This window comes from Bradyrhizobium valentinum, assembly GCF_001440405.1.
Taxonomy (GTDB): domain Bacteria; phylum Pseudomonadota; class Alphaproteobacteria; order Rhizobiales; family Xanthobacteraceae; genus Bradyrhizobium; species Bradyrhizobium valentinum.
Window position 1 is genome coordinate 18,604 of sequence record NZ_LLXX01000167.1, and the last position, 11,107, is coordinate 29,710.

8 protein-coding genes, 1 tRNA gene and 1 pseudogene are annotated in these 11,107 nt (G+C 57.5%); 6 read left to right on the forward strand and 4 right to left on the reverse strand.

The features are described 5' to 3' along the window. The first annotated feature begins 8 nt into the window (after positions 1–8). The 3 genes from CP49_RS29715 to CP49_RS29720 all read left to right on the forward strand — a co-directional run bounded on the left by CP49_RS29715 (position 9) and on the right by CP49_RS29720 (position 1,782). Positions 9–305 (forward strand): ferredoxin family protein, encoded by a 297-nt coding sequence (locus CP49_RS29715; RefSeq protein ID WP_028350609.1) that lies wholly within the window; start codon positions 9–11, stop codon positions 303–305. Between the two features lie 556 nt (positions 306–861). Continuing rightward, positions 862–996 (forward strand): hypothetical protein, encoded by a 135-nt coding sequence (locus tag CP49_RS48760; protein WP_276326477.1) that lies wholly within the window; start codon positions 862–864, stop codon positions 994–996. 27 nt (positions 997–1,023) lie between these two features. Further along, positions 1,024–1,782, forward strand: a complete 759-nt coding sequence (locus CP49_RS29720) for a glucose 1-dehydrogenase (RefSeq protein ID WP_057853689.1) — start codon at positions 1,024–1,026, stop codon at positions 1,780–1,782. Between the two features lie 95 nt (positions 1,783–1,877). Here CP49_RS29720 and CP49_RS29725 read toward each other — a convergent pair whose 3' ends face one another. Together CP49_RS29725 and CP49_RS29730 are read right to left on the reverse strand one after the other, a co-directional pair. Continuing rightward, positions 1,878–2,696, reverse strand: coding sequence for a hypothetical protein (locus CP49_RS29725; protein ID WP_057853690.1), 819 nt, complete (start codon positions 2,694–2,696; stop codon positions 1,878–1,880). A 512-nt stretch (positions 2,697–3,208) separates the two neighbouring features. Then, positions 3,209–4,231: an IS110 family RNA-guided transposase gene (locus tag CP49_RS29730; protein WP_420807665.1), complete on the reverse strand. Its 1,023-nt coding sequence runs from the start codon at positions 4,229–4,231 to the stop codon at positions 3,209–3,211. Positions 4,232–4,426: 195 nt separating this feature from the next. On the opposite strand from CP49_RS29730, the pseudogene CP49_RS29735 reads away from it, so the two are divergent. Then, positions 4,427–5,717 (forward strand): annotated as a pseudogene (locus CP49_RS29735) (tyrosine-type recombinase/integrase). 210 nt (positions 5,718–5,927) lie between these two features. Here CP49_RS29735 and CP49_RS29740 read toward each other — a convergent pair. Continuing rightward, positions 5,928–8,549, reverse strand: coding sequence for an AAA family ATPase (locus tag CP49_RS29740; RefSeq protein WP_057853691.1), 2,622 nt, complete (start codon positions 8,547–8,549; stop codon positions 5,928–5,930). 215 nt (positions 8,550–8,764) lie between these two features. Beyond that, positions 8,765–8,841: transfer RNA gene (locus CP49_RS29745), tRNA-Pro, on the reverse strand. A 184-nt stretch (positions 8,842–9,025) separates the two neighbouring features. Between CP49_RS29745 and CP49_RS29750 the strand changes: the two genes are divergently transcribed. After that, complete coding sequence (locus CP49_RS29750) at positions 9,026–10,573, forward strand: Fic family protein (RefSeq protein WP_057853692.1); 1,548 nt, start codon at positions 9,026–9,028, stop codon at positions 10,571–10,573. Positions 10,574–10,660: 87 nt separating this feature from the next. Next, a partial coding sequence (locus CP49_RS43590; RefSeq protein WP_197423279.1) for a YiiX/YebB-like N1pC/P60 family cysteine hydrolase occupies positions 10,661–11,107 on the forward strand: 447 nt, incomplete at its 3' end.

The following is an 11,107-nucleotide window of genomic DNA, read 5'->3' on the forward strand; positions in this document are numbered from 1 at the left end:
GCTGAAATATGAATGTTGAGACATCAGTGCGCGTCGAGGACAAGCTGTTCTACAACCGCTATCTCGTCGACGTCGGTCGTCCCCACATCAAAGTGCGCGCACACACGAAGCCATCCCCGCAGCTGCTTGCACTTTTAAAGGTCTGCCCGGCGCGCTGCTATGAGCTCAACGACAAGGGGCAGGTCGAGGTCACCGTCGACGGCTGCATCGAGTGCGGCACCTGCCGGGTCATCGGCGAGCCCACCGGCGACATCGAATGGAGCTATCCGCGCGGCGGATACGGTGTGTTGTTCAAGTTCGGATGAGAGCTGCACGGCAGGCGTAGTGTGATCGCCCTTTTATTGAGACGATCTCACGGCAGATCCATGTCTCCGCGCCCTGCTTGTGCGGAGAGACCGTATCGATTGCGGTAGCTGGTGACGTGCCCGGCGCACGGAACGGTCGCGGGAGCTTTGCCTTGCATCAGATGTCCTAGCTTTTCTGCGCGCCATCATTGGCGCGCTGATTAGAAAGACCTGGATCTTCCCGCCGCTGCACGCGGGAGAACCTCATGTGCGTTGCTCTCGCCTCGTCAAAGCCTGATCCAACGCAGCAGGCGGCGCCGCGAACGCCGGTTTAGTGGGAACCGGCGCCGGTAGGCGGCAGCAGCCTATCTCATCAAGAAGGGCGGGACTATCGGGCGAGAATGTCGTCCTTCGAGAAGACGGAGCAGTTCGGTGACAGCAGCCATGCCCATGGCGAAGGATGGCTAGGTCATGCGCGGCGGGGCGCATGTTCGAGGAGAATTCCACTTGCACCTACGAACTGCTGACCTCCATTTCGCTAGAGCAGGCACCGGCCAAGTCGGCGTAGGAAGAACTGATGGAGGACCATGAAGAGTTCTTCTGGAATGATAAGGCGCGCCAGCTTTCGGGCGGCGAGATCGTCAAGGTGTCCAGTTTTGGTCTACGCGAGAAAGATGGGCTCGAGCTGATCGCCCCGCTGCACCGCCACTGATCAACGGAGCGAAGCAAGGAACATGTCATGGGACGTGTGAACGAAAAGGTCATTCTGGTAACCGGCGGAGCTCGTGGGATGGGTGCAGCTCATGCGCGCCTGCTTGTCGCTGAAGGCGCCAAGGTCGTAATCACTGATATTCTTCATACAGAAGGAGAGGCTCTCGCGGCTGAACTGGGCACTTCCGCCGTCTATGTGCGTCAGGACGTCACCCAGCCGGAGGAGTGGGCTAGGGCGGTCGCGACCGCCGAGAGCAGCTTCGGCGCGCTGCATGGGCTGGTTAACAATGCTGGAATCGCCAGCATGGCCCCGATCGAGCAGTTCCCGCTCGATCAGTGGAACAAGGTTATTGCCGTCAATTTAACCGGTGCGTTCCTTGGAATGCAGGCGGCCCTGCCGGCAATCCGGCGCGGGGGCGGAGGTTCGATTGTCAACATCTCGTCCGTCGAGGGGCTGCGGGGCACTGCCGGGCTTCATGCCTATGTTGCTTCCAATTTCGGCGTGCGGGGCATAACCAAGTCTGCTGCGCTGGAGGCCGCGGCCTCGGGCGTCCGCGTCAACTCGATCCATCCCGGCTTCATCACCACGCCGATGACCGAGAGCTTCGATCCCTCCATTTTCCCCATTCCGCTGGGACGGGCAGGCCGGCCGCAGGAAGTGTCGCAGGCAGTCTTGTTCCTGCTCAGCGACGAGTCCAGTTATCTTACCGGTTCCGAGATCGTCATCGATGGCGGTCTGACGACCGGCGTCCCACACAAATGGCTGGCGCCCGAGTATTTCTTTTGATGAGCACCAACTGATCGTCCACGCCAGGACAACAAGACGGCGCGGTTCGTCGTGTCAGCTCTCGGGATCTTCGGAGGTGGTGTCTCAGTTTGAAATTAGACCACCCAAGTGCGGTGCCTCTTCTCGGCTTCGACCGAAAAGGCAAGTTTTGTCGGCTCGCAGTCTGCGACTTTGCCGTGAACGAATTTCAGGCAGAAATTGAGCTTGTCCAAAAGCTCTTCGGCGGCCGCCACAACGTCCGACATGCCGGATAGTGATCGGTGGTGATAAACCGCATTCCGCGCCTCCCGCACCTTCTCAAATCTGGCGGTGAAGTCGGCTGCACTTAGCGGATGGAATTTTGGGGAGAATACCGCCCAGTGTTCCTCAACAAGCTGCCGTATGTGGGCCAAATGACAATCGTGCATAAACTCGTAGCCGTTCGCCATTGCATCAATCGGCCCATTGGGGAACTGCTTGCCCTCAATGTCCAAGATGACCGTGCCGATTCTAAAGGCCGCATGACGGGCTAGTGGAACGCCGCCGATCTGGGCAATATTCTTGGCTCTCCCGCCCCTCTTTAGCTCCTCGTAAATGGCGCGCCACCACCGTGGATGCTTGTAGTGCTGCTCTAAGGTCACTGCGACGATTGAGCGCAAAGCGTTCTCGAAAGAGTGAAAGACCGGGAACAGCTGGGCGTGTTCAGCCACTTTGCGGTTATATACGGAGAAGATCGCCGGTCGCCAATCATTCGGGAGGTATTTTAGTATTTCACCCTTGGTTCCCGCCTTGACTTCGATCAGTGAGGCCTCAAGTAGGTAGGGACTTACAAGGGTCAAATCAGACTGAAAATCCTCAACCTGGCTGGGCGTTGGGGAGAACGGCAAATAGTCGGTAAAGAACTTCGTTAAAAATTCGTAAGAGATATCTGGCATTTAGACTGCGACCGACTATTTTTTTAAGGAACTTGACAGGGGAGCACGAGTTAGCGATAAACCTGACCACTCCGGGAGTGATGGCGCGTTGCGACATTTGCCGTTGGGCCGCTACCTGAGTCTAAACATCTTTGAAAGAGGCTCCCGCATAGGGGGCCTCTTTCGCCGTTTAAGCCCTCATAACTTGATGAGATGAACAAGCGATTTCTTCAAGACCGAGACGACGCTTGCGGAAACCGCTGTAAGTCCATTCTTTTGTTCGGTCGCGCTGCGGGTCATTCTTCTGTCCCGGCCACCCATCACTCAGCCGCCGCGCGCAGGGGCGGTCAAGGCTGGCCGCGTTTGCGGCCACCGCACGGCTTGGCCTTGACCGGCCCGAGCACGGCGGCATGCTGGCGTGGAACGGGATTGCATTCCTGGCTGGCACTGCCGTCAGCGGCGATTATGGTTGTCGGGCGCGGGCGACCTCGTGGCGAAGCGTGACGCATCGGCTGCAAGCGTCACCGGACTGCCTATTTTGTCCTGTCGAGCTGAGGCGCCCGCGCGCCGGATTTTGGCCGCCGCGGTTTCCATTGTGACACGAACCGTTCGTAGCTTTGCTCTGCCTGGGCGGCAATCAACATCTCGCGGTCGCGCAGCGACTTGATGTTGTAGGCATAGGCTGGTCCACGCCGGTTGCCTTTCTGTTGCGGATATCCGGTTTGAAGTTGCATCGCGCGGGTCTTGTTGGCGACCAGCGCTGGGCGCGCCCACAGGTAATCTTCGCCCCTCGTCAACAAATGCCAGCAGAGCACAGTGAGCTTGCGAGCCACGGCCACCGCGGCGATCTGATGGCCGCGCCGGGCGCGGATGCGCACGAAAAACGCATGCAGTGGACCGGGCGCCTTGGCCGCGGCCCAGGCCGCCTCAACCAGCATGGCGCGCGCGTGAGAACGGCCGATCTTGCTGATGCGACCGTGATGGGCGACTCCCAGTCCCGACTGCCGCACCCGCGGGTTCAGCCCGAAATAGCTCACCAGCTTCTGCGGGCTGCTGAACCGGCTGATGTCGCCGATCGCCGCCACGATCCCGGCGGCGACTGCCAGATTCACGCCGGTGATCGTCATCAATCTGTTGACCGCGGGATCGTCGCTGGCGTCCTGTGCGATCTCGCGGTCGAGCAGGGCCAAGTCTTCGGCCAGCCGGTCAAGCTCACGAACGTGCCGATCGATCGCTGCGCGCTCATCGTCCGGCAACTGTTGAGCGGCCAGCCACGCCCGGCCGCGGGCGTTGAAAAGATCGGCGTGCGGGCACTTTGCGATCAGGTGCGCATGCAGGATCGAATGCACTTCATTCTTGAGCCGCGTGCGATGCCGCACGACCTGGTAGCGCCGCGCCACCAGCCTGCGCTTGCGTTCGGTCGCCGCATCAGGCGTCCAGATCTGCGGCAGGTAGCCCGCTGCCTGCAGGCTGGCGAGTGTACCGGCGTCGATCTTGTCAGTCTTGACGTGCGCCTGAGCGATCGCCTTCACCTGCAACGGATTGGCGATAACCATCCCACTCAGCCCATTTCGATCACGTTCAATCACAACTAATACCATTGATTCAACTTCTCTTTTTCTCTTGTCGTAGTTTGGCGCGCCATGGCATATTGAGGTCGATTTTAAGGGGATTAGCGACCCTTGAGACCCCAATCGCCGACCCCTGCTAGCCGTCTAACGACCCCACCTGAGAACCGACGGGAGAGCCGAGTGCCAAGTCTTACTGATGGAGAAATCCGCCGCGCACTAAAGCAGGTGGAGCAGACCGGCAAAGAGCTCAGCCTCGTCGATGGAGAGGGGCGCGGAACGGGACGATTGGTCCTGGTGATGAAGCCAATGCCTACTCGCATCACAGCAGACTGGATGGCACAGAGACGGGAAGCGCCTCAAAAAAAAGCTAGGCTCCTATCCATCAATGTCTCTCAGCAAAGCCCGCGAAGTTTTCACTCGCGACTTCGCTGACATAATCCAGAAGGGCCGCAGCATCAAACTCGCTGGCGACACCCGCCCCGGCACCGTGGCCGATCTCTTTGAAGCGTACGTTGCCCACTTGAAGGCCTTAGGAAAATCGTCATGGAAGGAAGCCGAGAAGAGCCTCAATAAGGTTGCTGACACGCTTGGCCGCAATCGGCAGGCTCGTGACATCGAGCCAGAAGAAATCACGGATCTCATTCGGCCAATCTATGACCGAGGCAAACGTTCAATGGCGGACCACGTCCGCAGCTACATTCGGTCTGCATATAGCTGGGGAATGAAAGCCGAGCACGATTACCGGAGCACATCCCAACGGCGATTCCGTCTTGTTTACAATCCGGCCCCCGGTATACTCACTGAGCCCAAGAAAGTCGGAACGCGTTGGTTGGATGAAGAAGAGTTCGTGCATCTCTATCGCTGGCTCGAGTGCCCAGACGCGCCGGTCCATCCGCCCTATACCCGCGCCGTGCGCATTCTCATGCTCACAGGACAGCGGGTCGAAGAGATCGCGCGTCTTCATGTTGATCAATGGGATGCCAAGGAGCGAATTATCGACTGGTCAAAGACAAAAAATGGCAAGCCGCACGCCATTCCCGTCCCTGACGTCGCGGCTGAACTGATCGAATCGATCAAGCCAAATGCTCACGGCTGGTTCTTTCCATCCGCAACTGACCCTACCAAGCCGGTTAGCCATGGGACTCTTTACTCATTCGTGTGGCGCCAGCGCGAACGCGAGGTCATTCCGGTTGTCACTAACCGCGATCTGCGTAGAACTTGGAAGACACTGGCCGGACAAGCCGGGCTGTCAAAAGAGATCCGTGACCGAATACAAAATCACACTCTTCAGGATGTCAGTTCGAAAAGCTACGACCGCTGGAACTATATGCCAGAGAAGCGGGCAGCGATGAAGAAGTGGAACGGCTTCGCTCAGGTCTTGCTCAACAAGAAGCGAGCCAAGTCGCGAAGACAAGTGCACGCGCACAACGTCCAAGACGCCGTTGACAACACTACGCAGCAAGCTGCCTAATTGTTGGAGAGTTTGGAAGAAAAAGCAGACTGTTCCTCTGGAGAGTTTGGAAGAACAATCTGACTATAAGGCACCAGGTCCGGATGCCGTAAGCGGCGACGCTCCCGACGAAGGGGAATAGGGAGCGGTCATGGCGGACAAGGGATCAAATTTTCAACTATGCGATTTTCAGGTTCACCCTGTCCGAACGTATGATGCGATTAATTTGACCTAAGCGATTGCGTTCTGCTTCGTGCGCATGGCGGCGGCCCAATCAGCAAGCGTCTTTATGTCCGCCATGATCTCGTCGGGAGGCGGAACCGAGGCGTCCCTGCCGCGTGAGGGATCATGGGCCTCGACAAGATCGCTGCATTTTTTTAAATTGTTTCGGTAGACGTCGACGTCGGCGGCTTCAACTGCGGTTACCCGTCTAGGGTTCTTGGCGTCGATATAATCGCGATGGCGTAAGATCACTCCGGCGAAAAGAACATCTTCGAGCCCTCGCTCCCAGGAGGCACGCAAGCGATTATAAATTCCAATCGCAGCGTCCCGGTACTGCTCTTCGTCATTCGCGTCGTAGAGTGCCCGCGCAGCGCGCCCGTCCTTTTCCAGTTTATCGATACGATCCTTCAGCGAAGCATGTTGCCATGGGAGACCGTCCGTCACTATGCCCGTGCCTGATGGCCCGCGTGAGAGGCTGACGAGCTTTGCCCGAGCGCCGTGCCTCGCGGCCTTGTCGTGCAAGTCGTTTACGAACACCATGTCGTGAGTAAACACGATGATTTGTCGCTGTTTGCATTCTTTCACTAGCCGTTCGGCCACCTTGTCCCGCCAACGATGATCGAGCGATGTGACCGGGTCATCGAATACCAGAGCCGATTTATGAGAGGCCGTGGCAAGCTCTGCCAGGAACGCTGCGAGGGCTACACAGGTTTGTTCGCCCTCGCTGAGAACGCTATGGACCTTGGCTTTCGGATTTGCGAACAGGCGCACTTGATAGTTAGGTGAGCCGTATTGGCCGCCCGACCGGACTATCTCTACTCGTACTTTTTCTGCCGCAAGGCTGACGATTTCGGATTGGAACTGATCACGCATCTTCGGCGTAATCACGTTGTCCGCGATGTCATTCCCTAGCTTCGTGATAGCATTTGTTGCCATGTCGTCGGTACACCGACGTACGATACGAAGTGTGCCAAGGCGCGCGACCTCCATCCGGACATTGTCCATAAGTGCCGACACGGCGTCTCGGTCAGCGAGCCCATCTCGCTCTTTGATCAATTTGGCTCGGCCTACTTCCTGGGCCGCGTCATCGAGTTGAGACGCATAGTCCTGGGCAGCCGTTTCGATAGCTTGCAATTGCTCCTTCGGGGAGCTGGCGAACGAAGTGAGAGTCAGTTGCATTTCCGTCGAGAGACTCCCGAGGCACTGGCGTCGGCGCAAATCGGCGCTAGCGATAAAGCGCAATACGGCCCGCGCGACACCTGGCGTCTGAACGGCGAGGCGGCGGCGCATCGACCCAATGACGCGAATGTCGAGCTTTGATTTTTTGAAAGAAGCTAACGCCGAATTGAATGCAGTTTCAGAAGCGTTGGCTTGAGCTTCCGCGTCAGCTTTGATGAACGACTCAAAATCTTGAAGGCGGGCTTTGGCCTCGGCTGTCAGCGGTTGATGGCAAAGCACGCAGATTTCGTGTTCGCTATGCGGGAAAGCTTTTCCCGGATAGGCGGCATGCTCCGAATAACGGCGCGCGGCCTCCCAAAGCGCCCGCCATGTAGTGCCGCCGACGCCGGCAACGGAAAGTCCTCCGAACGCTTTATCTGCTGCTGCAGTCGCTGCCGCTCGTGTCTCACGTGCAATGTCGGCCAGCGACTTAAGTTTCTGCAGTGCTTCATCCGAGTATGCGACGGCGTATCCGTCGAGGGCAAGAATGAGTCTACGTACGTCGTCGGCGACAAGCCTTTGGGCGGCGGCAGCTTCCACTGGATTCTTTTGCAAATCCTCACGCAGTCTTGCCAGCCGCAAGCGCTCTTCCGCCGTCATTTCGCCCAAGGTTTCGAGCGTAGCCAGGTCCGTATTGTACGCGAGCGCCGATAGAATTTTACCGACATCGGTCGTCAGATTCCAAGTTGGCGTCGCGAACACCGGGTGGCGTGCTGCACTAAGCTGGGCTTCCTCGGCGACGAGAAGCTGTTTCAGTTTCTGGCAGACACCGGCGAGATCGTCCGAAATATCCAGACCGAATGGCCGAAAGGCAACTTCGTTCTTTTCCTGCACATGGACCGAGCCACAGTCTCGGTCAAACACGCTGATCGCAGACAGCACGTTATGCGGGCCTGCAGTATCCGACCAAGCAACGGGATCGGCTGCGATGCCGTCCTTGAGAATGCTAAAGCTGGCAGTGGCTTTTCCCGTCGGGGCCGGTTGATACGCATCAGGCATGATTTCGCCCGCTTTTCGCGCGCGGCAGGCACGTTTTAATACGCGTCCGTAACCGGATTTGCCTGCACCATTAGGACCGTAAACTATCGTTAGGCCAGCTGTTTCAAATGGGAGAGTTTGCCCAGGCGCAAGTTGATTCACGCCGACAATGTCGGAAAGGCTGCTGATTGTAACGGACGCGCCGTTTGCGGGATTGGCCGGTAGATGCGCGACTTCCAGCGCTACAGGCTCTAGATCGCAGCCCGTCGCGCCATGCTCCTTTTTGCACAGCGCGAGAAGTTCGGCGATAGCCGCATCGTTTGGTGTTCCTACCGCGATGATGCGCCGCAAAGCGTCGCGTTGCCACATTGGCCGATCTACAGACCAGTCGAGAATAGTTTCGAGAACGGTGCGTGGAGCGGCTGTTGTCGTCATCGACGCCCCGTCTTGTCGGAAAACCAGTCCCTATGTTGATCGTCGGCCACTCCGTTTGACATTTCATCCCGCATGCTTGTGGTTTTGGAACGGTCGTCCAAACAGGCCGACTCATAAGCCGTGGAAGTAGACTACAATCGGCCACTAAAGGGCGAGTCGTTATTGTATTTTCATAACTATCGTCCTCAGGTTGTAGGACCCAAGGTTAGAGGGAGTGGTCGGGGCAGCAGGATTTGAACCTGCGACCTGAAGTTCCCGAAACTTCCGCGCTGCCAGACTGCGCTATGCCCCGTCACTGGCCGGGATCGGCACGCTTGTCCGGGGTGGCTGTATTGGCCGGATTTCTGACCAAGTGAACATTTTTCACGAAATATGGATTGAGAAATTGTTTTTCATGAGATATGGTAGAAATTCGACCGGTAGCGAGTTTCGTGAAGGAAATTCGAGATCGGAGAGCGTTTTTCAGGAAATTTTGATTGAGCGTGCAATTTTCAGGAGCAGTGAGCGTTTTTCATGACCGGAGGCTGCCGGAGACGGCCGCACCGGCGGGCTACGCTGCCCTGATCGACGCTTACAAGCTGCCCGTTCCTATCCCCCGGACCCTTTCGGCAATCGGGACCAAGCACCGGGTCATCGAACAGGGCGGCTGGCGCATCTATACGCCGCGCCACGCCCCTGAAGCCTCCCTTGAGGGGCACCTGACCTTTGCTCTCAAGAACGAGGGATTGGACCTTGCCGTCCTGAAGCGGCTTTTCCTCGCCGTGAAGGAAGGGGAGATTGCAGAGCTCGTAAGGCAGAAGCCGACCGGCCTCTACACCCGCCGCATCTGGTTCCTGTACGAGTGGCTGCTTGGCCGTGAGCTGAAGCTGCCGCCCGCCGACAAGGTCTCCTATGTGGATGCCGTCGATACCGATCTCCAGTTCGGTGGTACGGGAGAGAATTCGGCTCGGCATCGTGTTCGCAACAACCTTCCCGGCACGCCGGAATTCTGCCCGCTCGTGTTCAAGTCTGCTGCGCTGAATGAGTTTATCGCGCAGGACTGGAAAGAGCGCGCGCGCGCGGTCGTCAGCGAAGTTCCGAAGGACCTGCTCGCGCGGACCGCTGCGTTCCTTCTGTTAAAGGATTCGAAATCCAGCTACGTAATCGAGGGAGAAAGACCGCCTCAGGATCGTATCCAGCGATGGGGTCGCGCCATCGGCGAGGCAGGCCGTGCGCCGCTCGACGAGCAGGAATTTCTGCGCTTGCAGAACATCGTCATCGGCGATGAGCGCTTTGTGAAGATGGGCTTCCGCCAAGAAGGCGGCTTTGTCGGTGAGCACGACCGAGACACGCAGCGACCCATTCCCGATCATATTGACGCCCGGCATGAAGACATTGCCTCGCTTATGGCGGGTTTGATTGCGTTTGATCATAGCGCCGAGAACGATCTCGATCCCATAATCGCCGCAGCGGTATTGGCATTCGGGTTCGTCTACATCCATCCGTTCGAGGACGGCAACGGACGCATCCATCGTTACCTGATGCATCACGTTCTCGCGCGCCGAGGGTTTAATCCTGCGGGACTGCACTTCCCCGTTTCGTCGGCGATTCTCGATAGGATTACAGAGTACAAGACTGTGCTGGAGAGCTATTCCAGCAGGCTGCTTCCCTGCGTCCAATGGGAAGCTACGCAAAAGGGCAATGTAACGGTCCTCAACGATACGGCTGACTTTTACCGTTTCTTCGATGCCACGCCTCATGCGGAGTTTTTATATGAATGCGTGCGCCAGACGATTGAGCAGGATCTGCCGAACGAGACGAGCTTTCTCCGTAACTTCGACGCTTTTCGTGCAGGCATCGAGAGCATGATCGACATGCCGGAGCGAACGCTCAATAACCTGTTCGGCTTTCTGCGACAGAATCAAGGAAGACTTTCAAAGCGGGCGAGAGAGAACGAATTTGCCGAGCTCACTGAGGATGAAGTCGCCAAGATTGAGCAATTGTACGCGGATTCCTTTGGCCAAAGCGGAGCCCTAAGTGACTGACGGTGCATCTTGTTCAGATACAGGAAAGCCCACTCCTTCCAGCGGTGGTACGTCCCTTGAAGGGGATGGCTCGTCATTGGAGGGGGGATGAAACGCATCAAGATCGACAGCGTAAAGCCAGGGGACATTCTCTTTACAGCGCGCCCTGGAAAGATCAGCAAGACCATTCGCGTCACGACCGCTGGTGTAGTATCTCATGCAATGATCTGCGTGCAGCACGGCTCCTTTATCAACTCGACTTCGAGCGGAGTGCAGGCACGTAATCTGCAGCGTGAGTTATTTGAAGACGATGAAAAGGCGTTTCACTTCCGTCTGAAAAATCCACCTGATCGCAAGGTGCTTGAGCAGATCGTTGACTATGCTCGATCTGAAATCGGTGCGCGCTATTCCATAAGCGAAGCGGCACGGTCAGTCGCTGCAGTCCGCAGGCCGAGATCAAGAAGACAATTCTGCTCCCGTCTGGTTGCGCGCGTAAGCTCTACGGCGACAAGCGCGGCGACGAGATGCCCGATTGGGTGGCCGACAAGCAGAAGC

Coding starts and splice junctions, on each gene's coding strand:
- CP49_RS29715 (WP_028350609.1), top strand. CDS start 9: ATGAATGTTGAGACATCAGTGCGCGTCGAGGACAAGCTGTTCTACAAC.
- CP49_RS48760 (WP_276326477.1), top strand. CDS start 862: ATGGAGGACCATGAAGAGTTCTTCTGGAATGATAAGGCGCGCCAGCTT.
- CP49_RS29720 (WP_057853689.1), top strand. CDS start 1,024: ATGGGACGTGTGAACGAAAAGGTCATTCTGGTAACCGGCGGAGCTCGT.
- CP49_RS29725 (WP_057853690.1), bottom strand. CDS start 2,696: ATGCCAGATATCTCTTACGAATTTTTAACGAAGTTCTTTACCGACTAT.
- CP49_RS29730 (WP_420807665.1), bottom strand. CDS start 4,231: ATGGTTATCGCCAATCCGTTGCAGGTGAAGGCGATCGCTCAGGCGCAC.
- CP49_RS29740 (WP_057853691.1), bottom strand. CDS start 8,549: ATGACGACAACAGCCGCTCCACGCACCGTTCTCGAAACTATTCTCGAC.